Genomic DNA, 26,208 nt, shown 5'->3' with positions numbered 1-26,208 from the left:
CTGATTGGTTTTCATAGAATATAAAATATATGTTTTTAAAAGGAGAAGATGGAGAAGATTATGTTCGGGCAACGACAAAGTATGATTGTTTATTTACATTCATTGAAACATGCCAAGATTTTAAGGAAATATGGTAACATACATTACATATCAAAACGATTAAAATATGCTGTAGTATATTGTGATATGGAACAAATTGAGCATATGATGCATAAGTTGAACAAACTTCCTTTTGTGAAAAAGATAGAACAGTCGTATCGCCCGTATTTAAAAACGGAATTTGAAAATTCCCGTCCTGATCGAGCAAAAGAATACGATTATAGCTAATAGAAAAAATCCCCGGCTAAATTTAGCCGGGGATTTTTCACTTGAAATAACGTGTTATTTCATCGGAGGAATGAAATTGTTCATTCGTAAAATACCAATTAAATGATTAAAAAATAGTTCTTTTTCTGGGAAAGTTGTAGATGGTTTTACAGTAAAGGTAGCCACTTTTTTTCCGAGTTGTTCTGCCGTTTCTTCAAATAAAATGACACGTTTACTTTTTTTATTTTCAAATACAGGAATGCCTTCACGACATATGTATAATGGTTGGAAATCACCAGTAGTAGTTGGTTTTAATATTACAACAAGCGAACATACTTTTTTATCGTTTTTTATCGTTTCAAATTGTAACATATGTGCTATACGTTCTTGATTTGTTTTGGCAATTTCAAGTAATTCATATAAATCAGAGTAGCCTTCTCCAAGTTCTATAAAGCGTTGAATCATATCTTTTCCTCCTCTTTCTTTTACTGTACCATTTCACTTTTTAAATGAAAAGCACACAAAGAAAAAAAACCCTGCATAGCAGGGCCCTTCTTATACTAGCATGTACTAGTAAGAAGGCAAAGGGAGAGGAGAAACCGGAGGAAGAACTTATGGGGAAACGTAAGTCTTCTCCGCGGTTGGCAACAACATCGAAGGTGATGTTGTTATAATTATTTATGTCCAATCTAAATGAAGATATACATAATGAAATTAAATTTTATGTTGGGCTTTTTATTTTTCTTTTTTTTATTTTGTGATAGGATAAAAAAGATAAAGTGGAACTAATATACATATTGGGTTCATATTAGTGAATGATGAGATGAATACATAAAAATAACGAGAGGTTATTTGAGGCCGAGTTTTCCTATAGTTAGGTGAATGTGGTTTGTTAACGGTTACCGAAGTGGGAATGGCTTTCTATAATCGCTCGATAGATTGAAATAAAGGTAGTGACAACAGATGAGAGTAGTTTCAGGAAAATGTAAAGGACACCCACTTAAAGCGGTTCCTGGTAATACAACACGTCCAACGACAGATAAAGTAAAAGAATCTATTTTTAATATGATAGGTCCTTATTTTGATGGTGGTATCGCCCTTGATTTATTTGGTGGTAGTGGTGGTCTTGGAATTGAGGCTTTGAGCAGAGGGATTGATAAAGCAATTTTTGTTGATCGGGATAGTAAAGCGATAAAAGTAATTCATCAAAATTTAGAAAGTTGTAGAGTACAGGAACAAGCTGAAGTATATCGAAATGATGCTGAACGTGCAGTAAAGGCGCTAATAAAACGTGAAATGTCATTCGATCTTATATTGATAGATCCTCCATATAAAGAGCAAAAAATTGTATCTTTAATTAGTATAATGGATCAACATGGATTGCTACATAGTGATGGATTAATTATGGCAGAGCATGGTAATGATGTAGTTTTACCTAATTCAATAGGAAGGCTTGTAAAAGTACGAGCTGAGAATTATGGGATTACTGCAATATCGATTTATAAGTATGAAGGTGAGGGGACAGAATGACAAGTATAGCTATTTCTTCAGGAAGTTTTGATCCAATTACCCTTGGGCATCTGGATATTATTAAAAGGGGAGCAAAAGTATTTGATGAGGTGTACGTAGTCGTTTTAAACAATTCATCAAAAAAACCATTCTTTTCAGTTGAAGAGCGATTAGAATTAATTCGAGAAGCGACAAAGGATATCCCGAATGTAAAAGTAGATTCACATAGTGGGCTATTAGTAGAGTATGCAAAAATGCGTAATGCAAATGCAATATTACGTGGTTTACGAGCAGTTTCTGATTTTGAATATGAGATGCAAATTACTTCTATGAATCGAAAATTAGATGAAAATATTGAAACATTTTTTATTATGACAAACAATCAATATTCATTTTTAAGCTCGAGTATTGTAAAAGAAGTTGCGAGGTATGGAGGAAGTGTAGTAGATCTTGTACCTCCTATTGTAGAACGTGCTTTAAAAGAAAAGTTTCAAACCCCGTTAAAGTGAACGGGGTTTTTCTTTATATGTGCGCAAAAATAATAAAATAACATATAAGTATAGACAAAATAATGTGAAAATTGGTCCATAATGTATAAAAGATGTCCAAATTTCATGTAGTATAGAAGGATGTTCGGATAAAAATACAGGAATATCTTTTGGCATAGGCGAGAAAGAACTCACTTTCTCATAAAATGGTGTCCAAAATACAAATGTAAAAATAGGGGCAAGAATACTTTGAATAATTCGTGCGAAAAAATAGGGTTTAAATCGGATATCTGTTTCAGCTAATATGCTAGCAACTTGTGCCTGAATAGAAAGACCACTAAATGCTAAAATGAAGCTTGTTACCATAGCTTGTTGTAAGAGCGGTGTTTCATTTATTTGACTAATCATTTGGCTTCCGAGTGTCATTTCGAAAATACCTGATAATATAGGTATACTAAAATCTGTACTTAGTTGGAAGAATGATAAAATATGTTGCATAATAAAAGAAAGAGCTGCTGTAATGTGAAATACAGTAATCATTTTATTTAACACAGAGAATAAAATAATAAATCCGCCAATCATAAGTAATGTTTGAATAGAAGAAACAATGGCATCCCCAAGTAATTTACCAATTGGTCTTTTTTCTTGTAAGCGTGTCTCGTGAAGGATTAAAAAAGGGTTTTGAAAGCGACGTTTTTTTGTAGTGTGTGTATTAATTTTGTAAGCGGTATTATCGCCGTAAAAACGCATAATTAATCCGACAGCAAAGTTACTGAAATAATGGGCAGCGGCTAATATAATTCCTAATTTCGGATTATTAAAAAAACCGATAGACACAGCACCGAAAATAAAAAGTGGATTAGAAGAATTTGTGAAAGAAACGAGGCGCTCTGCTTCAATCTGAGTTAAAAGATTGCTTTTTCGTAGTCTAGCGCTTAATTTGGCGCCTGCAGGGAAACCAGAAGCCATTCCCATCGCCCAAACAAATCCGCCTATCCCTGGAACGCGAAAAAGTGGGCGCATGAGTGGTTCTAATATAACGCCAATAAATTTTACAACACCGATACTAATTAGAAGTTCCGCAATGATGAAAAACGGTAGTAGTGAAGGGAATACAACTTCCCACCATATATTTAACCCGCGAATAGAAGCTTGCAAAGCGGCTTGGGGGTGGAGTACAAGAGAAAAGGTTAAAAATAGCATTGATATGGTAAGGAAAGCGGTTTTCCATTTTTCATACATGTAAGTAAATCCCCCTTTGTCCCAAAAAACGTTCATTTCAGTATACGTGGATACGTAGTGAATTTAGACCATAAGTATGAAAAAGGAATGAAAAAAATTAAAGGGTGAGAAAAATGAAAGAACCAAAGATTGGTTTAGCACTTGGGTCTGGAGGAGCGAAAGGGTTTGCTCATATTGGTGTAATAAAGGTTTTAAGGGAAGCGGGTATCCCTATTCACATGATTGCAGGAAGTAGTATGGGGGCGCTAATAGGTACGTTTTATGCGGCAAGTAGTAACGTTGAAAGATTGTATAAATTAGCATCTGTTTTTAAGCGGAAGTATTATTTAGATTTCACGGTACCGAAAATGGGATTTATTGCTGGAAAACGTGTCAAAGATATGATTAAAATGTTTACATATAATAAAAATTTAGAAGAGTTAGATATCCCGACGGCTGTTGTGGCTACTGACATATTGAAGGGGGAAAAAGTGGTTTTTACAAGTGGGCCAGTTGCAGATGCGGTGAGGGCTAGCATATCTGTTCCTGGAGTGTTTGTACCAGAAAAAATAGATGGAAGATTATTAGTGGATGGTGGAGTCATTGATCGCATCCCAGTATCGGTTGTGAAAGAGTTAGGGGCCGATATTGTTATCGCTGTTGATGTATCTCCAATTAAGGTAAATGGCGATGTTACGTCCATTTATGACGTAATCATGCAAAGTATTGAAATTATGCAGCATGAGCTTGTAATGAATCGGCAAATTGCATCGGATTTAATGATGCGACCAGCTGTAGAGCAATTTAGTTCACGTGCTTTTACAAACATTGAAGACATTATTCGAGTTGGAGAAGTAGAAGCAGAAAAACATATTTCAAATATTTATTTATTAATTGAGCAGTGGAAGGAGAAACATAATGTTTAAGCGTTTTCGGTTTATATATGCAATCTTAATAGGGGTTATATTGGCGATGTTACTTGTTTACGTACGTTTACCGTATTATATAACAAAACCAGGAATGGCTGCCAAATTAGAGCCTTATGTTCAAGTTGAGGGTGGAACGAAAGAATCTGGTGATTTTATGCTTGTTACGGTTTCAATGGGACCAGCAAATGTGGTGAATTTAATAGCGGCACAGTTTAATAAATATACACATATTTCGAAAGCGGAAGAAATATTGCAAAAAGGTGAGAGTGATGAAGAATATCAATTTCGCCAAAATTATGCGATGAAAGATTCGCAAAATGCAGCGATTTATAATGCATATAAACGTGCAAATCGCTCAGTATCTTTTGAAAATAAAGGTGTATTAGTTGCTGGTGTGGCAAAAGGAATGCCGTCAGAAGGAAAGCTTAAGCTTGGTGATGTTATTATAGCTGTTGACGGAAAAACATTTGAAAAGACGGAGCAATTTATTGAATATATGACAGGGAAAAAAGAAAATGATGCTGTAAGTATTGAGTACATGAGAAATGGAAAACAATTGAAAGAGAATTTAAATGTAAAGACGATTCCTAATGGGAATGGACGTGTCGGTATAGGTGTTTCTATCGTTACGGAAAGAGAATTAGTGGTCGATCCGAAAGTGAAAATTAATTCTCATGAAATTGGTGGACCATCCGCAGGTTTAATGTTCACATTAGAAATATATAATCAACTTGTGGAAGAAGACTTAACGAAAGGACATGAAATAGCTGGAACAGGTACAATTAATGAAAAAGGAGAAGTGGGCCCGATTGGTGGTATAAATCAAAAAGTGGTGGCTGCTAGCGATGCTGGGGCTGAAGTGTTCTTTGCGCCAAATGAAAAAGGTGCGGAGAAATCGAACTATAAAGATGCACTTGAGACTGCAAAGGATATTAAAACAAAAATGAAAATTGTACCAGTGGATACGCTGGATGATGCGTTAACATATTTAGAAAAGATGGATAAGGAAAAAACCTCTCTGAAATAGAGAGGTTTTTTATAGGAATTTTGTAGTTGTTTCATCATAGCGAATAGGATGGTGTGTTATATCCTGTTTTAATAGTTGTGTGCGTAACGGTTCGTGCATGATGGAGAAATATACAGAGTTTGCTTTTTTCTCTATATCTAAAGCGGCATGGTCGAATGTTTTTGTATGAGTAAGGATTGAAAGTTCGATTTTTTTCTTATTTTTTGAAAGGTAAGTTTGTCCTTTTTGTGACATGCCTAGCAGGCGAATATATGGTGCGTGTTGTTCTATATTTGCGCTACGTATATCCTCTTTTGTTGTGTTTGTTAAAATGTGTGTACAAGCTCTTTGTAATCTAGTCCATGTATAACGTTTTGTTTTTAATGCTTCCATGAATGAATAGAAGGAGGAACTGTTTTGTATTTTTGATAAAATACGATGCTCTAAACCTTCTTCTATTTCATATATATGTCGTAAGTCCTCTGGAGACATCGTCATGAGTCTATATTTAAAAAATGAAAAGTATTGTTCCCAATTATGTAATATCCCGTAGTTTTGTTTGTAATTTGCTAAAAGCGAAGTGGTTGCCTGTGGGAGAAAAGGTTCAATTGTTGTAAATGATCCTTCTTCGCTAAAGAGTTGTTTTCGGATGCTTGTCGCGCTTGCAATATGTTGGTCATTAAATGTTTCATCATGATAATGAGAGGCAAATCTTTTTATAGTTTGAGCTTGTATAGAGCTATTTTGTGACAGAATTGCTTTCATATATTGGAAGCCTAAAATATTATTTGGTTGTGACATATCTATGTTTTTTTCAGATGTTAAAATGTGTGAGAAAGCATCCGATGTTGCTTTTGCATAACTATTACCAGCGTCCATGAATTGTTTTACAAGGCAGTTAAAAGTCTCTTCTTCGTTTTTTTGTATGGAGATGGTATTATAAAAATTTTCGATTTGTCCATCCTCACTACCGAAACAAATTTCGGAAACACGCAGGGCATTTAAAATGGAAATAGCACCATTTGCGAAGGTTTCAGCCTTTTGTGTTGCGAAGACGTATGGAAGCTCTACAACAAGGTCTACGCCGTTTGCTAAGGCCATTTTAGTGCGATACCATTTGGAAATGAGTGCGGGCTCACCACGCTGTAAAAAAGGACCACTCATAACGGCAATTATTATATCGGATTGTGTTAACTTTTTTGTCTGTTGCACATGATAAAGATGACCGTTATGAAAAGGGTTATATTCAACAACAATACCACCAGCTTTTATGGTAATCTCTCCTTTCGATGTAGCATCTTTTTGAAAAACGTGATACTCTATATATTATTTACTATGATGACTTCATTATAGTGTAAAGAAAAAACATTGACAAATATAAAATGGCTAGCTATAATTTTGTTTGTTGCCTTGAGGTGATATGATATGAAATGGTCCATCCATCAATTGAATAAATTGAGAAATAAAGGATTGACATTGGATGAGATGGTAGATGTAAGTGAGCTAAAAGAGGTCGAGAAAGATATTCGTGAAATTAATCCTGTTCATGTAACGGGAAGAGTTGATTTTGGCTCCGGTAAGTTTACGTTTCATCTACATATAACTGGAAGCATGGTTTTACCATGTTCTCGCTCTTTAGTAGATGTGACATTACCATTTGACATTAAAACAACTGAGGTGTTCCAAACTTCACAAGAAGAATTTGAAACTGAAGCTGAAATTCATTCTTTAGAAGGAGAAGTACTTGACTTACTGCCCGTAATCAAGGAAAATATACTTTTGGAGATTCCAATGCAAATTTTCAGTGATGATGTTTCTGGTGGAGCACCGACGCAAGGTCAAGACTGGCAAGTGATTTCGGAAGAAGACAAAGAAAAGACTGTTGATCCAAGATTGGCAGGACTTGCAAAGTTTTTTGACAAATAATCGGAAGACTGGTTCAGGCCTTCATATGAAAATAACTATTTCTTTTAAGGAGGTGGGAAGAATGGCTGTACCTTTTAGAAGAACTTCTAAAACAGTAAAAAGAAAGCGTCGTACGCATTTCAAATTATCAGTACCTGGTATGGTAGAGTGCCCAAGCTGTGGTGAAGCGAAATTAGCTCACCGTGTATGTAAAGCATGCGGTACTTACAAAGGTAAAGAAGTAATCAGCAAGTAATTGCGGGAAAATAAACGCAGAAGATATCTTCTGCGTTTATTTTTTTTGTCTTAATCTTTAGTTGTTGTATTCTATCTTTTCTAGTAACTGCATATGCTTAATAAAAAATGCATAGGGAGGACTAGAGAGATGGCGACAACAAGACAAGATGCTTGGACTGATGATGAAGATTTGCTTCTGGCAGAAGTAGTACTCCGGCATATTCGAGAAGGTGGAACACAACTTTCTGCCTTTAAGGAAGTGGGAAAAAATTTATCTCGTACACCAGCAGCATGTGGGTTTAGATGGAATTCTTACGTAAGAAAGCAATATAAAGAACGTATTGAGGAAGCAAAGCAACTTCGTAAAGTAGAACATTATGAAGTGAAAGAGACAAAGGTGTTAGAACCTACGTCAATTACGTTGAATGATGTTATTGATTTCTTGCAAAATTATAAAGATGAAAACTCTTTAACGGTGTTGCAACAACAAGTTGAATCATTACAAACAGAAAGAGAGCGCCTTCTGGAGCGATTATCAGTATATGAAGAAGAGTATAGAACATTACTTGATTATATCGATCAAAAAAGAAGTGTAATGGTAGCGGAAAGAAACAATGCTCGCTCGAATGAGAAGTTAGAGAAGCTTAAGAAATAAAAAACAGCTGTTATACAGCTGTTTTTTTATTTTTTAAGCCGATTCTTCGTTTGTAACCGCATTCAAATTTGTTTCTGGATGCCAAATATAAAAATCACCATCAGTTACTGATACGGGGTTGAAATTTAATTTATCCCAAAAACCAGCTGAATGAATACGTGCTATTGTTTTAATGGGAAATTGCATTTGTTTCGCATGATTTACAAGCATTTGCCCGAATCCTTGTTTTTGAAAAGTTGGTAATACTTCAAGTTTATAAAGTTCTAGGTAAGGACCTGTAATTTCGAATGGTTCTCCGCCGTTTCTTTTCATATATAGACTCATACGTGCGATTAGTGATCCACCATAATAAATGCCATAAAATGGAGATTCGCTGTCGTTTTCAATAATGTTTGCTTGCAATTCTTCCAGCATAGATAGTTCTTGGGCTCCGCACCCTTTAAATTTTTTGAATTCATCTAACGTTTTATAATTGATGAGCAAGCGCTCAACTTTTGGGAATCCCATTACATCACATCCTTTTGTTATCTTGTTGAATGCAGAAAAGTAAAAATATTTACAATAATATTATAACTCATTTTTTTATTTTTATGAAGAAGATAGTATATTTCTTTTATTATTTTTTTGAGGATTTGCTAAACTAAGAGTATAAGTGTATTAATAGGCAGTATTATACATAGCGAAAAAAGAGAGTGTATTTGTTTGACAGAGGACAACGAAATTATAGGGCGTGCTCATGTACTTTAAAAAGATATAAAAAGGAGGGGAGGCAAGGGCGCTTAATGTGAATCCCTTGTGTGAAAATGAAAATTGGAATTGTCGGACCAGGTGCTATTGGTCTATTGTATACATTTTATTTACAAAAAAGTAACCAAGATGTTACGTTGTTTACAAGAACGGCTAAGCAGGCTGAAGAGTTGAATGAAACAGGTGTAACTTGTATTAGAGATGGAAGATGTGAAACAGTATATCCATCTGTTTTACCGATAGAAAGTATGGTAGCACAAAATTTAGATTATATATTTATTTCTGTGAAGCAATATCATATAGATGACGTACTACCGTTTGTGGAAGGGGCATCATCATTAATCTTTTTGCAAAACGGAATGTCGCATCTTCAAAAGATGCTGAAAATAGGGAGTGAAAATATAGCTGTTGGTATTGTAGAACATGGTGCGAAAAAAGAGGGAGGGCATATCGTTCATCATACTGGGATAGGGGTAACAAAATTTGGAGTGGTTTGTGGTCAATCTATACATTTCAAGAAAATATTCCGTTATTTTCCTGTTACTTATTTTCCAGTTCAAATAGAAACGGATTGGGAAGAGATTATGCACAAAAAATTAGTAGTAAATGTATGTATCAATCCATTGACAGCACTATTGGGAGTTAAGAATGGTGAATTAATCACAAATCGTTTTTTTTATCAAATGATGGAGCAAGTGTTTCAGGAGGTCGCATTTCTTATTAGAGGAGAAAAAGAAATGGTATGGCAAATGGTACGAAATGTGTGTGAAGGAACGTCTCGTAATACATCCTCTATGTTAGCGGATGTAAGAGCGAATAGACAGACGGAAATTAATGCGATTGTTGGATATGTATTAGAAGAAGCTAAGAAACAGCAACTACCAGTTCCGACACTTCAATTTTTGTTCGATGCAATAAAAGGGTTAGAAACAAGAGTATAAGTGTTATTCTTTGCTTTTACGTGAAACATTGACTACAATGTGGATTGGTGAGAGAACTGGATACGAAAGGAAGAATTATATGGAGATAAAAGAAATCTCTGTTCCGCAACAAGGTGTTGTAGCGGACTATATGAACGGTAAAAAAGAGATACAGTCATGTTTTGATTATATGTTAACAGAAGATGCTTTTAAACAACGTTTACATGATTTGCGTGAAAGGGAGTTTTTCCGCCAAGATTTAGTAGCGCATTTATTAGAATATAATACAAAATTACAAGCGGGAGAATCTACACTTCAAAATGTAAAAGCGCTTGGAGATGAAAATACATATGTTGTTATAGCTGGACAACAAGCAGGGTTATTAACTGGACCGCTTTATACAATTCATAAAGTTATTTCAATTTTACAGCTTGCAAAGGAAAAGGAAGAAAGTTTAGGAGTTAAAGTTGTCCCTGTCTTCTGGATTGCGGGTGAAGACCATGATATGGATGAGATTAACCATACTTTTGTAGCGAAAAATAAAAAGATGAAAAAAACTATTTTTTATGACCGTAATCCGAAAAAGGCGAGTGCTTCTGAGTCTGAACTTTCTGTTGAAGATTGTAGAAATTGGATTGAAGAGATTTTTAAAACATACCCAGAAACAAATTTTACAAAGGATGTATTAAAATTTGTTGATGATGCTTTGAAAAAATCGAATACGTATGTAGATTTCTTTGCTCATCTTATTACGAAAATCTTTGCTAATTCTGGTTTAATCCTTGTTGATTCACATCATCCTGAATTAAGAAAGTTAGAAATTCCATTTTTCAAGCGAATTATAAGTAAGTATAAAGAGGTACAAGAGGGGCTTCGTAATCAGCAAGAAGTAATTAAAGAACTAGGATACAAACCGATTATTGAAACGAAGTCTCATGCAGTGCATATATTCATGGAAATAGATAATGAACGAGTATTGCTTGAAGATCAACAAGGTAAGTTTGTTGGAAAGGATGGGGCGCATTCCTTTTCATACGAAGAGTTGATTGAAGAGATGGAGAGAAATCCGGCACGTTTTAGTAATAATGTTGTAACACGTCCTCTTATGCAAGAGTATGTATTTCCTACGCTCGCATTTATTGGAGGTCCAGGAGAATTAGCTTATTGGAGTGAATTACAACAAGTATTCCATACTGTCGGTTTTCAAATGCCACCTGTCGTTCCTCGTCTTACAATTACTTATGTGGAGAGAGATATAGCGACGGATTTATTTGATTTGCAATTGAGAGAAAGTGATCCGTTTTTAAATGATGTCGATAAATTGCGTGAAAACTGGTTGTCTAATCAAATAGAGGAACCGATTGATGCTCATTTTGAAAAGGCGAAAAAAGAAATTGCCGATATTCATACATCTTTACAGCAATTTGTAAAGAAAATAGAGCCAGGGTTAGGTGCGTTTGCAGGGAAAAACGAATTGAAAATTAATGAACAAATTGAACTGCTGGAAAGAATGTTGAAAAGAAATGTTGAGAAAAAGTATGAGGTTCAGCTAAATAAATTCCGCCGTATACAATTCGCACTTCGTCCATTAGGTGCACCGCAAGAACGTGTGTGGAATGTATGTTATTATTTAAATCAGTTTGGTTTGGATTTCGTTGATCGTGTAATGGAAAACCCTTTTTCTTGGGATGGAAAACATCATGTTATAAAACTATAAAATCTTGCTCTTTGGAGCAGGATTTTATTTTTATTCCGTTGAATTTACTGTGAAGTGATTTTTTTCTGAATTATCAATCAAAAAAAGTGTTAAATATGGCAATTGTGTTGGATACTTAAATATATGACAAAATAGCACAAAATGTAAACGTATTATTCGCTTTTTCGACAGTTTTTTATTTAAATTCCCGCAAAAGATGATAAAATTTAGTATATAATAAAAGAAAATAGCGATTTGTATAGTATGTTGCCTTTGTTGGTAAGTTAAATGAGTCGTTCTTTCGTATTATTTCTTTCTCTAAGCGTGAAATATGTGTTTAGAGGAAGGGATACATTCAACATAATTAATTGGAAAAAGAGTAGGTGCAACAATGTTTAAACACGTAACAGTGCTTTTAAAGGAAACAGTAGACGGCTTAGATATAAAGCCAGATGGTACATATGTAGATTGTACACTGGGGGGAGGAGGACATAGTTCTTATTTATTATCCCAATTAACAGAAGGTGGAAAATTAATAGCGTTTGATCAAGATGAGATAGCGATTCAAAACGCGAAAGAAAAGTTCTCTTCATACGGTGAACAGTTTATAACAGTAAAGAGTAACTTCCGTTATTTAGCTGAAAAACTGCAGGAAATAGGTATAACAGAAGTAGACGGTATTTTATTTGATTTAGGTGTTTCATCCCCACAATTAGATACACCAGAACGAGGCTTTAGTTATCATCATGATGCACCGCTAGATATGCGGATGGATCAAGATGCCCCATTAACAGCGTACGATGTTGTAAATAGCTGGTCATATGAACAACTTGTAAGGATTTTCTTCCAATACGGTGAAGAGAAATTTTCAAAACAAATTGCAAGAAAAATTGAAGCTTATCGTGAGAATAAAGCTATTGAAACGACAGGAGAATTAGTAGAGCTAATTAAAGAAGGTATTCCGGCTCCTGCTCGTAGAACGGGTGGGCATCCTGCTAAGCGAGTGTTTCAGGCAATTCGTATAGCTGTAAATGATGAATTAAAAGTATTTGAAGAAGCATTGGAATCTGCTATTGAGATGGTTAAGCCAGGTGGAAGGGTTAGTGTTATAACATTCCATTCATTAGAAGATCGTATTTGTAAAACAACGTTTAAGCGAAATAGTACAACGCCACAATTGCCGCCAGGATTACCGATTATTCCTGATGAATTTAAGCCGAAATTAAAGCTTATTACAAGAAAACCGATTTTACCTTCTGATATAGAGCTAGAAGAAAATAATCGTGCGCGTTCTGCGAAGTTGAGAATCGCTGAAAAACGATAAAAGGGAGAGAGAGGTATGACTAATTTAGCTGTAAAGTACAAACAACAAGCGCAAGAAGAGGTGCAAATTCAAACGCCCCCACAGCAGATGGCTGAGCCGAAGGTTAAAGCGAAAATTACAAGAATCGAAAAACTGTTGTATGTAGCGTTTATTGGCTTTTTATTGTATGCCTGTGTCGCGTTTATTGGAAATAAAGCAGGCCTTTATCAAGTTAATGTAGAAGCAGCGACGATAGAAGAAAAAATTGTACAGCAGCAAAAAGAAAATCAAGAATTACAAGCTGAAGTAGAGAAGTTAAGTCGCTATGAACGAATCGCTGAAGTTGCAAAAAAACATGGGCTAGAAATTAATGCGAATAATGTGAAAGGCCTCAAATAAGGCAATAGGTGTGAAGGAACGATGAAGAAGAATATGACTAAATTTCATACCAATAAGGGAGCAGGTTATTTTATGATATTTTTCCTCCTGCTCTTTTTGCTGTTATTAGCCCGATTTTTTTACATACAATCAACAGGAACAGTTCATAATCAGGATTTAGATGCACTTGCTAAACAAAAGCATAGTAAAAAAGGAGTTCTTGAAGCGAACCGAGGAACCATTTATGATCAAAACGGTCATGTGTTAGCGCAAGACGCAAACTCTTACAAAATGGTAGCTGCACTAAAAGGTGCTAACTCAGTTGAGAATAAAGAAGATACTGCAAAGAAAATTGCAGGAGTACTTGGAAAAGGCGAAGAGGATATTTTAGCGACGTTAAATAAAGATAAAAGTCAAGTGGAATTTGGGAAGATAGGTAAGGGCTTGACGAAAGAAAAGAAAGAACAAATAGAAGCATTGAAATTGCCAGGGGTTTCTTTTATTACCGAAAATGCGAGAGTTTATCCAAATGGTGATTTCGCATCTTATGTTATAGGGCATGCGAAACCGAATGAAGATGGAATTGCAGTAGGTCAATTTGGATTAGAAAAAAGTTTGGATAAATATTTAGGAGCTTCAAATGGAGAGGTAGCTTATACAGGTGATCGTAGGGGGGTATCTCTTGACGGTGGGAAAGTGAATGTGAAGGCACCTAAAAATGGAGATAATGTATATTTGACAATGGATCAACGTATTCAAAGTTATTTAGAAGACGCGATGAAATCGGCGAGTCAACATTATGAGCCGGAAAGTTTAATTGGAATTGTGGCGGATCCGAAAACGGGGAAAATATTAGCAATGTCTAGTAAACCTAGTTATGATCCGAACATAGAGAATAATAAATACTTTTATAATGACGCAATTGCCAATGCATTTGAACCTGGATCAACAATGAAAATTTTCACGTTAGCGGCAGCTATTAATGAAGGTGTGTACAAAGGACAAGATTATTATCAATCCGGGACATATCAAGTCGGAAATAGGAAAATAAAAGATCATAATGGCGGTGCTGGTTGGGGCTCTATCACGTTTGATGAAGGGGTAGAGCGTTCTTCAAACGTAGCGTTTGCAATTTTAGGAGATCAAAAACTTGGTCCAGAACGTTTCCGAAAATATATTCATAGTTTTGGATTAGATGAAAAAACGAACATTGATTTATCAGGTGAAGGATCGAATACAATTTTATTTGATCAGCAAATACAACAAGTGACAACAGCTTTTGGACAAGGTTCCACTGTAACACCAATTCAGCTTGTACAAGCTGCAACGGCCATTGCAAATGATGGGAAAATGATGAAACCTTATGCAATTGATAAAATTGTAGATCCGATAACAGACAAAGTAAAATTAGAACATAAGCCAGAAGAAGTAGGAAAACCTGTTACAAAGGAAACAGCAGCGCAAGTAAGACAGTTATTAGAACGTGTTGTTACATCTCCGAAAGGTACAGGGACAGCTTATAAAATTGATGGATATTCAGTTGGTGGTAAAACAGGTACAGCGCAAATTCCGGATGGAAAAGGCGGCTATATGACAGGAAGACAGAATTATATATTCTCATTCTTAGGTATGGCACCAATGGACGATCCACAACTTGTCGTGTATGTAGCTGTTAAACAGCCGAAATTAAAAGATGATGAGAACGGTGCACAACCTTTAGCTGATATTTTTAAATATGTAACAAAAAATAGTTTAGAGTATTTAAAGATTAAGCCAAATGAAGTGAAAGATCCGAAAAAACATCTGAAAGAACAACAAACTACTGTTCCAGATGTAACTGGTAAAACGATGGCTGAAGCGGGGAAAGCGATTGATAAAGCAAAACTTCGTCCAATCGTACTAGGTGAAGGGAAAGTACAGCAACAAGTACCAAAAGCGACTGAACAAACATTAAAAGGCGACCGAGTCTTCTTGGTAGGAGATAAGCCTACAATGCCAAATATACAAGGATGGGCACTGCGTGATGTTATGAATTTAGCGAAGACATTACAGCTTAACTTGAAACCTTCTGGTACAGGATACGTAACAGAACAAAGTGTGGCGGAAGGAACATTATTACAACCTGGTACAGAATTAGGTGTCACACTCGTACCGCCACTCGAACCACAGCAAGAAGCAGAAAAGCCGTAATGGTAAAAGAGAATAAGTTCTAATTAAATAAGTACAAGCATATATTGGAACAAGCTAGGCGTAAGGGAGGCTTGTTCCGATATGCGTGTATCAAATGTAACAGTTAGAAAACGACTTATTTTTATACTTATATCAGGTATACTTATTTTCACTATTATCGATATTCGTCTTGGATATGTGCAATTTTTTCTTGGGAATATGTTAACGGATCGTGCGAAAGATTCATGGAGTCGTAATATTACTTTTGAACCCGAACGTGGGAAAATTTTAGACCGAAATGGTGTGGAACTTGCCACGAATAAAAGTGCTCCAACTGTTTTTGTTGTACCGAGGCAAATTGAAAAACCAGCAGAGACTGCAGAGAAGTTAGCTGCAGTATTAGGTGTGGAAAAAGATGAGATTTATAAAAGGATTACAAAAAAAGAATCGATTGTAAGGTTAGATAAAGGCGGAAGGAAAATATCACATGACAAAGCGAAAGAAGTACGAGGATTAAGTTTGAAGGGCGTGTATATCGCAGAGGATTCTATCCGGTACTATCCATTTGGAAACTTTTTATCACATGTATTAGGTTTTGCAGGTAGCGATAACCAAGGTCTTATGGGACTAGAAAAATATTATGATAAAGAGCTAAATGGGGACAAAGGTCATGTGCGTTTTTTTGCAGATGCGAAAGGACAAAGGATGCCTAATGTTGGTGATGATTTCAAAAAGCCAGAAGCTGGTTTAAATTTAGGATTAACAATCGATGCGCGTATTACAAGGATTATGGAAAGAGAAATGAATATTGCGGAGTCAACTTATAATCCTGACGGTATGATTGCGATTGCAATGAATCCTAAAAATGGTGAAATTTTAGGTATGTCTAGTCGACCGAGTTTTGACCCAGCGGATTTTCAAAGTGTCTCTCCAGAAGTGTATAACAGAAATCTACCTGTATGGAGTACGTATGAGCCTGGTTCAACATTTAAGATCATTACATTAGCTGCAGCATTGAATGAAAATTTAGTAGACTTAGAGAAGGATACGTTTTATGATGATGGAGCAGCTGAAGTAGGTGGAGCTAGATTGAAATGCTGGAAAGCAGGAGGTCATGGCAGTCAAACGTTTTTAGAAGTTGTTCAAAACTCATGTAACCCGGGATTTATTGAACTTGGTGATCGCCTTGGTAAAGACCGATTATTTAAATACATTCGTAATTTTGGTTTTGGGCAGAAGACTGGAATTGACTTGCAAGGTGAAGGCAGTGGGATTTTATTTAATTTAGATAAAGTTGGTCCAGTAGAGCAAGCAACAACTTCATTCGGCCAAGGGGTTTCTGTTACACCGATTCAACAAGTAGCAGCTGTAGCGGCGGCTGTAAATGGTGGAACATTGTATCAGCCGTATATAGCTAAGGAGTTTATTGATCCGAAAAATAATCAAGTTGTTAGTAAAAAGACACCTGTTGAGAAAAGAAAAGTTATTTCCAAGGAAACTTCAGAAAAAGTTCGTTATGCATTAGAGAATGTTGTAGCGAAAGGTTCTGGTAAAGGTGCTTATATTGATGGATATCGTGTAGGTGGAAAAACGGGTACTGCTCAAAAGGTGAAAGATGGTAAATATTTAGAGAATAATTATATAGTATCTTTTATCGGATTTGCTCCAGCGGATGATCCAGAGATTGTTGTGTATGTTGCTGTTGATAATCCAAAAGGGGTTACACAGTTTGGTGGAGTGGTAGCAGCTCCGATTGTCGGGAATATCCTTCGAGATGCGCTTCCTGTTATGGGAGTGAAACCGAGAAAAGAACAAGTTGAGAAAGAATATAAATGGGGCGATACACCAACTGTGGAAGTTCCGAATTTAATTGGAATGAAAAAGAAAGACTTACAAACACAACTCGTCGATTTGAAGCTTGATATAAGTGGAGATGGAGAGAAAGTAATTAAACAATCACCAGAAGCGGGAGCTAAAGTAAAAGAAGGCTCAAAAATTAGAATTTACTTCGGGAATTAAAGGTAACATAGTACGTTTTATGGTACAATTGGTGGAAGTGAGTTCTTTATAGAACAGTTACTTAATTTGAGACAGTAAGTGTCTCATTCATAAATAGGTCAGTAGCACTTACCTCCTTATATAGGAGGTAATGTGTTGCTTACTGAAAAAAAGATAAATAAACAATGTAGAGAGGGTTTAGTGAAATGAAGTTGCATACACTTGTATCATGTTTGCATGATTTTCCAGTTGTTCCAAAAGAAAATCCAGAAATCACATCTATAGAAGCTGATTCACGTAAAGTGAAAGAGGGAAGCTTATTTGTATGTATGAAAGGATATACGGTTGATAGCCATGATTTTGCTAAGCAAGCAGCGGCACAAGGAGCGGCTGCTATTGTTGCGGAAAGACCAATTGATGTTGACGTTCCAGTTGTACTTGTGAAAAATACTTTTCGTTCGTTAGCGGTTTTAGCTGATTATTTTTATGGTCAACCGACACACAAGTTACATTTAATCGGAATTACAGGTACAAATGGAAAGACAACAACATCGCATATTATGGATGAGATTATGCGAGCACATGGTCATAAAACAGGGCTAATTGGAACGATTAATATGAAAATCGGTGATGAAACATTTGAGGTGAAAAATACAACACCAGATGCACTAACACTTCAACAGACGTTTTCAAAAATGGTTGAACAAGGTGTGGACAGCACGGTAATGGAAGTTTCGTCACATGCGTTAAATCTTGGTCGTGTACACGGATGTGATTACGATGTAGCGGTGTTTACGAATTTAACACAAGATCATTTAGACTATCATAAAACGATGGAAGAATATAAACATGCAAAAGGGTTACTATTTGCACAGCTTGGCAATAGTTATAATCATAATCGTGAAAAGTACGCTGTGCTGAATAGCGATGATAATGTAACAGAAGAGTATATGAGAAGTACTGCAGCAACAGTTGTAACATATGGTATTGATACAACAAGTGATATTATGGCAAAAAATATCGTTATGACGAGTGGCGGGACTACATTTACGCTTGTCACACCATATGAAAGTGTAAATGTTACGATGAAATTAATAGGTAAATTTAATGTATATAACGTACTTGCAGCAACAGCAGCAGGACTTGTTTCGGGTGTGAAATTAGAAACAATCATTGCTGTTATAAAGGATTTAGCTGGGGTTCCAGGACGTTTTGAAGTTGTTGATGGAGGGCAAAATTATACAGTTATTGTTGATTACGCACATACGCCAGATAGTTTAGAAAATGTATTAAAAACTGCAAAACAATTTGCAAAAGGTGATGTGTATTGTATCGTTGGTTGTGGTGGCGATAGGGACCGAACGAAGAGACCGATAATGGCAAGTGTTGCAACAAAATATGCAACTCATGCAATTTATACATCAGATAATCCAAGAAGTGAAGATCCAGCGGCTATTTTAGATGATATGGTACATGGTGCAAGCGGGAAAAACTATGAAATGATCATTGATAGAAAAGAAGCAATACACCATGCAATCGCTAAAGCGAAAGCAGATGATATCATTATTATTGCTGGTAAGGGGCATGAAACGTATCAAATTATTGGTAAAGAAGTTCATCATTTCGATGATCGTGAAGTTGCTAAAGAAGCAATTACAGGGCGTTTAAACAACGAAGAGTAACAACGTGAGAGGAGGACTACATGTGCTTGAGCAAGGTTTATTAGTAACGGCTGGGGTAGCATTCTTAATTTCTGTTGCCCTTTCGCCATTGTTTATTCCATTTTTAAGAAAATTAAAGTTCGGACAGAGTATTCGTGATGAGGGACCAAAGTCACATCAAAAAAAATCAGGGACACCGACAATGGGTGGTATCGTCATATACGTATCTATGATGGTAACTTCACTTATTATGGCGATTAAGTTTAATTATTTAGGTGCAGAGGTTTCGTTATTACTATTAGTGACGTTTGGTTACGGATTGATTGGATTTTTAGATGACTACATAAAGGTAGTTAAGAAGAGAAATCTTGGTTTAACATCAAAGCAAAAATTAGTAGGTCAGCTTGTTATTGCTATTGCATTCTTTTTAATTGGAAAAGGGCAAGCGTTCCACACATACATCATGATTCCGGGAACGGATGTTAAGTTTGAATTAGGTTGGGCGTATTTCGTACTTGTACTATTTATGCTTATTGGTGGATCAAATGCAGTTAACTTAACTGACGGGTTAGATGGTTTATTATCAGGAACAGCTGCTATTGCATTTGGAGCATTTAGTATTATTGCTGTGGCACAAGAGCAATTTGGAGTAGCGATATTCTGTATGGCAGTTGTGGGAGCTGTACTTGGATTTTTAGTATTCAATGCGAATCCAGCAAAAGTGTTTATGGGAGATACAGGTTCATTAGCTTTAGGTGGAGCCATTGCAGCTGTAGCGATTTTATTAAAACAAGAATTGCTACTTGTAATTATTGGCGGAGTATTCGTAATGGAAACTTTATCGGTTATCATTCAGGTCATTTCATTTAAAACAACAGGAAAACGTGTCTTTAAAATGAGTCCATTACACCATCATTATGAATTATGTGGTTGGTCAGAGTGGCGTGTTGTTGTGACGTTTTGGTCTGCAGGATTTTTATTAGCTGTGTTAGGAATTTATATCGGGGTGTGGATGTAATTGAAAACTGTAACTGAATTTCAAAATAAGAATATTCTTGTATTGGGCATTGCAAAAAGTGGTTATGCAGCAGCTACATTGTTACAAAAGTTAGGGGCAAATGTTATTGTAAATGACGGAAAGCCTTTAGCAGAGAATGTACTTGCTGCAGAATTACAAGCAAAAGGAATGGACGTTGTATGCGGTGGTCATCCTTTAGAATTATTAGAGAGAAATATTTCTCTTGTAGTAAAAAATCCAGGAATCCCGTATTCTAATCCAATATTAGTTGCTGCGAAAGAAAAGCAAATTCCGATTGTTACGGAAGTTGAATTAGCATATCGTATTTCAGAAGCACCATTTGTTGGGATTACGGGGTCTAACGGTAAAACGACGACGACAATGCTGACATTTGAAATGCTAAAAGAAGGACAAAAGCATCCTGTAATTGCAGGGAACATTGGAACTGTAGCGTGTGAAGTAGCACAGGATGCAAAAGAAAATGAAGTTGTAGTTACAGAACTTTCATCGTTTCAATTGATGGGAGTAGAATTGTTCCAACCTAAAATTGCTGCGTTTTTAAATTTATTTGAGGCCCACTTAGATTATCATGGGACGAAGAAAGAATATGGTTTAGCAAAAGCAAATATTTTTAAAAACCAAACAGAAAATGATTATAGTGTAATAAATGCGGATGATGCAGATGTGATGGCTTTGTCTGCGTATTCTAAAGGTCAAAAAATCCTGTTTTCGACAACGAAAGAAATTGAAGATGGTGCGTGTATAAAAGATAACGCTCTTTATTTCAAAGGTGAAAAAGTTATTGAAGTAAGCGATATCGTTTTACCTGGTCAACATAATCTAGAAAATATTTTAGCTGCGATGAGTATTGCGAAATTATTAGGTACTTCTAATGAAGCAATTACGGTCGTGTTAAAACGTTTTACGGGTGTAAAACATCGTTTAGAATATGTAACAACGATTAACAACCGTAAGTTTTATAATGATTCAAAAGCAACGAATATGTTAGCGACTGAGAAAGCACTATCTGCGTTTACACAACCGATTGTGTTACTAGCAGGTGGGCTTGATCGCGGAAATGAATTCGATGATTTAATTCCGTATTTCAAAAATGTAAAAGCGATTGTAACATTTGGACAAACAGCTCCTAAACTAGTAAGAGCGGCAGAAAAAGCGGGATTAGATATAATTGAAAGTGTCGATACTTTAGATGAAGCAGTGGTGAAAGCTTATGCTCATTCTAAAGATGGTGATGTCGTTCTTCTTTCTCCAGCGTGTGCAAGCTGGGATCAATTTAAAACATTTGAAGAAAGAGGAGACATTTTTATACAAGCTGTGCATAAACTTATATAAAGTAAATCAAAACATCAGTAGGCTAACACCTACTGATGTTTTGTTACATAAGGCAAAAGGTTCTGCCTAAAGAGGTGGTGTTTGTGGGTAATGAAGAAAACGCCTGATTTTATTCTCATCATCGTAACACTTTCATTGTTGACAATCGGAATGATTATGGTTTATAGTGCGAGTGCAGTTTGGGCCTCTTATAAAATGGGGGACTCATTCTTTTTTGCAAAAAGACAATTACTGTTTGCGGGTCTTGGTGTAGTAGCTATGTTTTTTATTATGAAAATTGATTATTGGGTGTGGCGTACGTATTCAAAAGTGATTTTGCTAGTTTGCTTCATTCTTCTTATTCTCGTTCTTATTCCTGGAGTAGGTCTTGTTCGAGGAGGAGCACGAAGTTGGATTGGAATCGGAGCATTTTCGATTCAGCCGTCAGAATTTATGAAGTTTGCGATGATTATTTTCTTGGCAAAGTTTTTAGCAGAACGGCAAAAATTGATTACATCTTTTAAACGTGGTTTATTACCGGCTCTTAGTTTTGTGTTTCTTGCTTTTGGGATGATTATGTTACAGCCAGACCTTGGGACAGGAACGGTAATGGTTGGGACATGTATCATTATGATATTCATTTCGGGAGCGAGAGTTTTTCACTTTGCAATGTTTGGTTTGATTGGTGTAGCAGGATTTGTAGGGTTAATTGCATCAGCACCGTATCGAATGAAACGCATTACATCATATTTAGATCCGTGGTCAGATCCGCTCGGGAGTGGATTTCAAATTATCCAATCATTACTTGCAATTGGACCTGGTGGATTATTTGGGCTTGGACTTGGACAAAGTAGACAAAAATTTCTTTATTTACCTGAACCACAAACTGACTTTATATTTGCGATCTTATCCGAGGAATTAGGTTTTATTGGTGGTTCATTTGTGTTATTATTATTTAGTCTATTATTATGGCGCGGGATTCGTATCGCATTAGGAGCGCCAGATTTATATGGTACGTTTTTAGCAGTAGGTATTGTGGCGATGATTGCGATTCAAGTAATGATTAATGTTGGTGTTGTAACAGGACTAATGCCTGTTACGGGTATTACCTTGCCGTTTTTAAGTTATGGTGGATCAAGTTTGACATTAATGTTAATGGCAGTAGGTGTATTATTAAATATAAGTCGCCATTCTCGCTACTAAACCCTGTTTATAAGACAGGGTTTTTCGTATGTGTGTAAAAATGCAATATGTATATAGAAATAAATATAATGGAAATAAGAAAAGAGAAGCGGAGGAGTTAGTAGTGCGTGTATTAGTGAGTGGTGGGGGTACTGGTGGTCATATTTATCCAGCTCTTGCTTTAATTAGAGAAATAAAAAAGTTAAATCCAGAAGCAAGATTTTTATATATTGGTACGGAAAATGGACTAGAGAGTACAATCGTTCCAAAAGCAGGTATACCATTTCAATCTATTGTTATAAGTGGATTTAAACGAAAAATATCATTAGATAATGTGAAAACAGTAATGCGTTTTCTAAAAGGTGTACAGGATAGTAAACGATATATTCGTCGTTTTAATCCGGATATCGTAATTGGAACGGGTGGATATGTATGTGGACCAGTTGTATACGCTGCAGCCAAATTAGGTATTCCAACTATTGTACATGAACAAAATAGTGTACCAGGTGTAACGAACAAGTTTTTAAGCCGTTATGTTGATAAAGTTGCTGTTTGTTTTGAAGCAGCTATAGAGCATTTTCCAGAGTCAAAAGTGGTAATGACAGGTAATCCACGAGCATCAGAGGTAATGGAACAAAATGGAATGAAGGGGAAACGTTCAGTTGGGCTTTCTCTTCCTAAAAAGTCTGTACTTATATTTGGTGGAAGTCGTGGGGCTAGACCGATTAACGATGCCTTCGTTGAAGCAATTGAACAGTTTGGGAACAAAAGCTACGAAATACTATATGTAACAGGTGAAGTACATTATGACAAAGTGATGGAAGCCGTGAAGCAAAAAGGGAACCCAAGCAATGTTATTATTAAGCCGTTCATTCATAATATGCCAGAGGTACTAACTGGTGTAGACCTTGTTGTTTCAAGGGCTGGGGCAACAACACTTGCAGAATTAACAGCGTTAGGAAAACCAAGTGTGTTAATACCGAGTCCGTATGTAACAAATAATCATCAGGAAAAGAATGCACGTTCAGTTGTTGATAAAGGAGCGGCAAAAATGTTACTTGAAAAAGATTTAACAGCTGAAACGCTTATTCGTGATATTGATGAGATTTTATTAGATGCACAAACATTACAAAATATGAAGTTAGCTGCTAAGCAACTAGGTATTCCAGATGCAGCAAATAAGCTGTATGAAGTAATGAATAAACTTGTAAAAAAATAAAGTGAGGCTTTAATCAGTGGGGAGTGATTCTCTCTCTTTGATTATTACCTTTCACTAATCGGATGTTTACTGGTATCCTCATTCCGCCTAATTTCTTTGTTAACACCTAATTTTGATTTAGGAGCTGTACTGCCCGTAAATAGAGGGATAACGTTAGGTGAACGCCCTGCATATTATTGTCATAAGGAGACTTAATATGGGGGAGATTGTCTATGGAACAATTAGTAAATGAGCTTATAGAAGCAGACGTTGGTCGTGTTTTGGTTAACGAGCCGTTAGCACGTTATACAACTATGAAAATAGGTGGCCCAGCGGATATTTTAATTGTGCCAAAGCATGTAGCCGGTATTGAAAAAACATTACAGTTAGTAAAGCAATACAAAACGAAGTGGACTGTAATTGGTCGCGGTTCAAACCTTCTTGTATCTGATCAAGGCATAGAAGGTGTTGTTATTCGTTTAGGAGAAGGATTAGATCACTTAGAGGTCGAAAAACATAAGGTAAGAGTTGGTAGTGGATATCCTCTTATTAAATTGTCAACTTTACTTAGTCGTCAAGGGTTAGCTGGATTGGAGTTTGCAAGCGGTATTCCAGGAAGTGTCGGTGGTGCAGTATATATGAATGCAGGTGCACATAAATCGGATATATCGAGTGTATTATCGAAGGCTCTCATTCTGTTTGAAGACGGTGCAATTGACTGGTTAACGAATAAAGAATTGGAGTTTTCTTATCGGGCATCTGTATTGCAAACGAAACGTCCTGGTATTGTTTTAGAGGCGGTGTTTCAATTACAGGCGGGGAAACGTGAAGAAATTGTACGTAGCATGCAAAATAATAAAGATTACCGCCGTGAAACGCAACCATGGAATCACCCGTGTGCAGGAAGTGTATTTCGGAATCCAATCCCACATTTTGCAGGAGATTTAGTAGAAAAAGCAGGGCTTCGTGGCTATAGGATTGGTGGAGCTCAAATTTCTGAAATGCATGGCAATTTTATTGTTAATACTGGGGGAGCTTCAGCGCAAGATGTATTGTCTTTAATTGAATTAATAAAACATACAATTAAGGATAAATTTGATGTAGATATGCACACAGAAGTAGAAATCATTGGAAGATAACGGTTATTCGTTCCGCTCATTATCATTTATGTTATAATAAGAAGATAAGAACGGCATGAGGAACATGCCGTTCTTTATGTTACATAGGGGGATCGTACATGAATAATAGTAAAGTGATTAAACTACAAGATCGTGTACCAAAATTGAAAAATCAAAAGAAAAAAAACAAAAAAAATGTTAATCATCGATTGATTTTATACATATCAATTTTATTTTTATTAGTGCTCTTTTTAATTTATTTTCGGTCTCCGCTTAGTAATATAAAAAAGATTAGTGTGTTTGGAAATCACTATATGACGGATGAACAAGTAATGAAGGATTCAGGCGTGACATATGATACAAGTTATTTCCGAGTGACAGCACATAAAGCTGAAGAAAACTTAACGAAGCGAAAAGAAATTAAAGCAGTAAATGTAAAAAAACGTTTTCCAAACAATATTGATATTCATATCGAAGAATATTTAACGATTGGTTATATAAATAAAGAGGGAAAATTACAACCGTTATTAGAGAATGGAAAAACGCTTGATGTACTACCTAATGGAAAACTTCCTGTTGCAGCACCGATTTTCGAACCTTTTAAAGAAGAGAAAATGAAGGAGTTAATCGCTGAACTAGAAAAATTAACACCAGCTATTTTAAAATCTATTTCGGAGATTCGCTATTCACCAACGAATGCGAATGAAGATCATCTTACTTTATATATGAATGAAGGTTATGAAGTGAGCACTACAATTCAAAATTTCGCAAAACGTATGGAAGCCTATCCGCTTATTTTAAAAACAATTGAGCCAGGTAAGAAGGTATTAATTGACTTAGAAGTAGGTGCATATACGAAAGAATTAGGTGCGGAAGAAAAAAAAGAATAGAATGGTAGTTTTCGTTACTTATAGCAGAAAAAACGAAACGAATGTTCTATTATGTGTATACGAATTTAGAAGAATGGTTCATTTGATGAAAAATATGTAAAAATTCTTAGATTCATACTAGTATTGGTACAAGTTTCACTTTTCTATGAGTACATCTTAGTGTAGACTTATACTTGGCGGTAAACTTTACACTCGAAATAGAATTATTTCAAGATAAGCAGTTATTCATAGTTTACTGCGATATTCTTAATTGAATGCTAAATAAAAATAAGAAAAATATAGGGTTAAAAAAGGGAAACGTATAAAGACGTTGAATATTTTTCTTATAAATAGTAAAGTTGC

25 protein-coding genes are annotated in these 26,208 nt (G+C 35.8%); 21 read left to right on the top strand and 4 right to left on the bottom strand.

What is annotated here, in order from left to right; all coding sequences use genetic code 11:
* Nucleotides 1–60: 60 nt before the first annotated feature.
* The gene (locus V7S45_RS19245) at nt 61–327 is read left to right on the top strand and encodes a YlbG family protein (protein ID WP_002082261.1); all 267 of its coding nucleotides are present in this window, start codon (nt 61–63) and stop codon (nt 325–327) included.
* 54 nt (nt 328–381) lie between these two features.
* On the opposite strand, the gene V7S45_RS19240 is transcribed toward V7S45_RS19245, so the two are convergent.
* The gene (locus V7S45_RS19240) at nt 382–771 is read right to left on the bottom strand and encodes a hypothetical protein (RefSeq protein ID WP_000616017.1); all 390 of its coding nucleotides are present in this window, start codon (nt 769–771) and stop codon (nt 382–384) included.
* 498 nt (nt 772–1,269) lie between these two features.
* Here V7S45_RS19240 and rsmD point away from each other — a divergent pair, with 498 nt between their 5' ends.
* On the top strand, nt 1,270–1,836 hold the full coding sequence (gene rsmD / locus V7S45_RS19235; RefSeq protein ID WP_001266978.1) for a 16S rRNA (guanine(966)-N(2))-methyltransferase RsmD: 567 nt from the start codon (nt 1,270–1,272) through the stop codon (nt 1,834–1,836).
* Complete coding sequence (gene coaD, locus V7S45_RS19230; protein ID WP_000200601.1) at nt 1,833–2,324, top strand: pantetheine-phosphate adenylyltransferase; 492 nt, start codon at nt 1,833–1,835, stop codon at nt 2,322–2,324. The genes rsmD and coaD overlap by 4 nt, the downstream gene beginning before the upstream one ends.
* Here coaD and ylbJ read toward each other — a convergent pair.
* Nucleotides 2,316–3,545: a sporulation integral membrane protein YlbJ gene (gene ylbJ / locus V7S45_RS19225; protein ID WP_025689197.1), complete on the bottom strand. Its 1,230-nt coding sequence runs from the start codon at nt 3,543–3,545 to the stop codon at nt 2,316–2,318. The genes coaD and ylbJ overlap by 9 nt on opposite strands.
* A gap of 113 nt (nt 3,546–3,658) precedes the next feature.
* On the opposite strand from ylbJ, the gene V7S45_RS19220 reads away from it, so the two are divergent.
* Together V7S45_RS19220 and V7S45_RS19215 are read left to right on the top strand one after the other, a co-directional pair.
* The gene (locus V7S45_RS19220) at nt 3,659–4,450 is read left to right on the top strand and encodes a patatin-like phospholipase family protein (RefSeq protein WP_000662588.1); all 792 of its coding nucleotides are present in this window, start codon (nt 3,659–3,661) and stop codon (nt 4,448–4,450) included.
* A complete protein-coding gene (locus V7S45_RS19215; RefSeq protein ID WP_000476280.1) occupies nt 4,443–5,480 on the top strand; it encodes a SepM family pheromone-processing serine protease in 1,038 nt (345 codons plus the stop codon). Before V7S45_RS19220 ends, V7S45_RS19215 begins: the two co-directional genes overlap by 8 nt.
* A gap of 9 nt (nt 5,481–5,489) precedes the next feature.
* Here V7S45_RS19215 and V7S45_RS19210 read toward each other — a convergent pair whose 3' ends face one another.
* Nucleotides 5,490–6,671 carry a nucleotidyltransferase gene (locus tag V7S45_RS19210; RefSeq protein ID WP_025689200.1) on the bottom strand — a complete coding sequence of 394 codons (1,182 nt, stop codon included), beginning with the start codon at nt 6,669–6,671 and terminating at the stop codon, nt 5,490–5,492.
* Between the two features lie 213 nt (nt 6,672–6,884).
* On the opposite strand from V7S45_RS19210, the gene V7S45_RS19205 reads away from it, so the two are divergent.
* The 3 genes from V7S45_RS19205 (at nt 6,885) to V7S45_RS19195 (ending at nt 8,256) form a co-directional block, all read left to right on the top strand.
* Complete coding sequence (locus V7S45_RS19205; RefSeq protein WP_000872149.1) at nt 6,885–7,385, top strand: DUF177 domain-containing protein; 501 nt, start codon at nt 6,885–6,887, stop codon at nt 7,383–7,385.
* Between the two features lie 61 nt (nt 7,386–7,446).
* Nucleotides 7,447–7,620: a 50S ribosomal protein L32 gene (gene rpmF / locus V7S45_RS19200; protein ID WP_001984764.1), complete on the top strand. Its 174-nt coding sequence runs from the start codon at nt 7,447–7,449 to the stop codon at nt 7,618–7,620.
* A 129-nt stretch (nt 7,621–7,749) separates the two neighbouring features.
* Nucleotides 7,750–8,256, top strand: a complete 507-nt coding sequence (locus V7S45_RS19195; protein WP_000246467.1) for an RsfA family transcriptional regulator — start codon at nt 7,750–7,752, stop codon at nt 8,254–8,256.
* A gap of 33 nt (nt 8,257–8,289) precedes the next feature.
* On the opposite strand, the gene V7S45_RS19190 is transcribed toward V7S45_RS19195, so the two are convergent.
* Entirely contained in the window at nt 8,290–8,763 is a 474-nt protein-coding gene (locus V7S45_RS19190; RefSeq protein ID WP_000506694.1) for an N-acetyltransferase, read from the bottom strand.
* A 296-nt stretch (nt 8,764–9,059) separates the two neighbouring features.
* Between V7S45_RS19190 and panE the strand changes: the two genes are divergently transcribed.
* From panE to divIB, 13 genes are all read left to right on the top strand, one after another.
* Nucleotides 9,060–9,944, top strand: coding sequence for a 2-dehydropantoate 2-reductase (gene panE, locus V7S45_RS19185; RefSeq protein ID WP_002182931.1), 885 nt, complete (start codon nt 9,060–9,062; stop codon nt 9,942–9,944).
* A 79-nt stretch (nt 9,945–10,023) separates the two neighbouring features.
* Nucleotides 10,024–11,640, top strand: a complete 1,617-nt coding sequence (bshC, locus tag V7S45_RS19180) for a bacillithiol biosynthesis cysteine-adding enzyme BshC (RefSeq protein WP_088343873.1) — start codon at nt 10,024–10,026, stop codon at nt 11,638–11,640.
* Between the two features lie 370 nt (nt 11,641–12,010).
* Nucleotides 12,011–12,943: a 16S rRNA (cytosine(1402)-N(4))-methyltransferase RsmH gene (gene rsmH / locus V7S45_RS19175; RefSeq protein WP_000472508.1), complete on the top strand. Its 933-nt coding sequence runs from the start codon at nt 12,011–12,013 to the stop codon at nt 12,941–12,943.
* A 15-nt stretch (nt 12,944–12,958) separates the two neighbouring features.
* The gene (ftsL, locus tag V7S45_RS19170) at nt 12,959–13,321 is read left to right on the top strand and encodes a cell division protein FtsL (RefSeq protein WP_025689205.1); all 363 of its coding nucleotides are present in this window, start codon (nt 12,959–12,961) and stop codon (nt 13,319–13,321) included.
* Nucleotides 13,322–13,393: 72 nt separating this feature from the next.
* Nucleotides 13,394–15,490: a PASTA domain-containing penicillin-binding protein gene (locus tag V7S45_RS19165; protein ID WP_025689207.1), complete on the top strand. Its 2,097-nt coding sequence runs from the start codon at nt 13,394–13,396 to the stop codon at nt 15,488–15,490.
* Between the two features lie 81 nt (nt 15,491–15,571).
* Nucleotides 15,572–17,488, top strand: coding sequence for a stage V sporulation protein D (locus V7S45_RS19160; RefSeq protein ID WP_001266234.1), 1,917 nt, complete (start codon nt 15,572–15,574; stop codon nt 17,486–17,488).
* Between the two features lie 185 nt (nt 17,489–17,673).
* Nucleotides 17,674–19,149, top strand: a complete 1,476-nt coding sequence (gene murE / locus V7S45_RS19155; RefSeq protein WP_000766320.1) for a UDP-N-acetylmuramoyl-L-alanyl-D-glutamate--2,6-diaminopimelate ligase — start codon at nt 17,674–17,676, stop codon at nt 19,147–19,149.
* Nucleotides 19,150–19,171: 22 nt separating this feature from the next.
* Nucleotides 19,172–20,146, top strand: a complete 975-nt coding sequence (gene mraY, locus V7S45_RS19150; protein ID WP_000893060.1) for a phospho-N-acetylmuramoyl-pentapeptide-transferase — start codon at nt 19,172–19,174, stop codon at nt 20,144–20,146.
* Complete coding sequence (murD, locus tag V7S45_RS19145; RefSeq protein ID WP_000860115.1) at nt 20,147–21,499, top strand: UDP-N-acetylmuramoyl-L-alanine--D-glutamate ligase; 1,353 nt, start codon at nt 20,147–20,149, stop codon at nt 21,497–21,499.
* A 90-nt stretch (nt 21,500–21,589) separates the two neighbouring features.
* Complete coding sequence (gene spoVE / locus V7S45_RS19140; protein WP_000753520.1) at nt 21,590–22,681, top strand: stage V sporulation protein E; 1,092 nt, start codon at nt 21,590–21,592, stop codon at nt 22,679–22,681.
* Between the two features lie 103 nt (nt 22,682–22,784).
* Complete coding sequence (gene murG / locus V7S45_RS19135; RefSeq protein WP_025689214.1) at nt 22,785–23,879, top strand: undecaprenyldiphospho-muramoylpentapeptide beta-N-acetylglucosaminyltransferase; 1,095 nt, start codon at nt 22,785–22,787, stop codon at nt 23,877–23,879.
* Nucleotides 23,880–24,091: 212 nt separating this feature from the next.
* On the top strand, nt 24,092–24,997 hold the full coding sequence (gene murB / locus V7S45_RS19130; RefSeq protein ID WP_000437020.1) for a UDP-N-acetylmuramate dehydrogenase: 906 nt from the start codon (nt 24,092–24,094) through the stop codon (nt 24,995–24,997).
* Nucleotides 24,998–25,095: 98 nt separating this feature from the next.
* Nucleotides 25,096–25,866 (top strand): cell division protein DivIB, encoded by a 771-nt coding sequence (gene divIB, locus V7S45_RS19125; RefSeq protein ID WP_001065793.1) that lies wholly within the window; start codon nt 25,096–25,098, stop codon nt 25,864–25,866.
* The last annotated feature ends 342 nt before the right edge of the window (nt 25,867–26,208 follow it).

Source organism: Bacillus sp. BR3(2024) (genome assembly GCF_039134555.1).
Lineage (GTDB): Bacteria > Bacillota > Bacilli > Bacillales > Bacillaceae_G > Bacillus_A > Bacillus_A cereus.
Note: the sequence above shows the minus strand (reverse complement) of the source record. Positions and strands in the feature narration are given on the sequence as shown.

Bases quoted from the DNA above. Each gene is read 5' to 3' on its own strand.
- panE (WP_002182931.1), top strand. From the start codon at position 9,060: ATGAAAATTGGAATTGTCGGACCAGGTGCTATTGGTCTATTGTATACA.
- bshC (WP_088343873.1), top strand. From the start codon at position 10,024: ATGGAGATAAAAGAAATCTCTGTTCCGCAACAAGGTGTTGTAGCGGAC.
- murB (WP_000437020.1), top strand. From the start codon at position 24,092: ATGGAACAATTAGTAAATGAGCTTATAGAAGCAGACGTTGGTCGTGTT.
- ylbJ (WP_025689197.1), bottom strand. From the start codon at position 3,545: ATGTATGAAAAATGGAAAACCGCTTTCCTTACCATATCAATGCTATTT.
- V7S45_RS19205 (WP_000872149.1), top strand. From the start codon at position 6,885: ATGAAATGGTCCATCCATCAATTGAATAAATTGAGAAATAAAGGATTG.
- coaD (WP_000200601.1), top strand. From the start codon at position 1,833: ATGACAAGTATAGCTATTTCTTCAGGAAGTTTTGATCCAATTACCCTT.
- spoVE (WP_000753520.1), top strand. From the start codon at position 21,590: ATGAAGAAAACGCCTGATTTTATTCTCATCATCGTAACACTTTCATTG.
- V7S45_RS19160 (WP_001266234.1), top strand. From the start codon at position 15,572: ATGCGTGTATCAAATGTAACAGTTAGAAAACGACTTATTTTTATACTT.
- V7S45_RS19245 (WP_002082261.1), top strand. From the start codon at position 61: ATGTTCGGGCAACGACAAAGTATGATTGTTTATTTACATTCATTGAAA.
- rpmF (WP_001984764.1), top strand. From the start codon at position 7,447: ATGGCTGTACCTTTTAGAAGAACTTCTAAAACAGTAAAAAGAAAGCGT.
- rsmH (WP_000472508.1), top strand. From the start codon at position 12,011: ATGTTTAAACACGTAACAGTGCTTTTAAAGGAAACAGTAGACGGCTTA.
- V7S45_RS19215 (WP_000476280.1), top strand. From the start codon at position 4,443: ATGTTTAAGCGTTTTCGGTTTATATATGCAATCTTAATAGGGGTTATA.
- V7S45_RS19165 (WP_025689207.1), top strand. From the start codon at position 13,394: ATGATATTTTTCCTCCTGCTCTTTTTGCTGTTATTAGCCCGATTTTTT.
- V7S45_RS19190 (WP_000506694.1), bottom strand. From the start codon at position 8,763: ATGGGATTCCCAAAAGTTGAGCGCTTGCTCATCAATTATAAAACGTTA.
- murE (WP_000766320.1), top strand. From the start codon at position 17,674: ATGAAGTTGCATACACTTGTATCATGTTTGCATGATTTTCCAGTTGTT.
- V7S45_RS19220 (WP_000662588.1), top strand. From the start codon at position 3,659: ATGAAAGAACCAAAGATTGGTTTAGCACTTGGGTCTGGAGGAGCGAAA.
- ftsL (WP_025689205.1), top strand. From the start codon at position 12,959: ATGACTAATTTAGCTGTAAAGTACAAACAACAAGCGCAAGAAGAGGTG.
- rsmD (WP_001266978.1), top strand. From the start codon at position 1,270: ATGAGAGTAGTTTCAGGAAAATGTAAAGGACACCCACTTAAAGCGGTT.
- V7S45_RS19195 (WP_000246467.1), top strand. From the start codon at position 7,750: ATGGCGACAACAAGACAAGATGCTTGGACTGATGATGAAGATTTGCTT.
- V7S45_RS19240 (WP_000616017.1), bottom strand. From the start codon at position 771: ATGATTCAACGCTTTATAGAACTTGGAGAAGGCTACTCTGATTTATAT.
- divIB (WP_001065793.1), top strand. From the start codon at position 25,096: ATGAATAATAGTAAAGTGATTAAACTACAAGATCGTGTACCAAAATTG.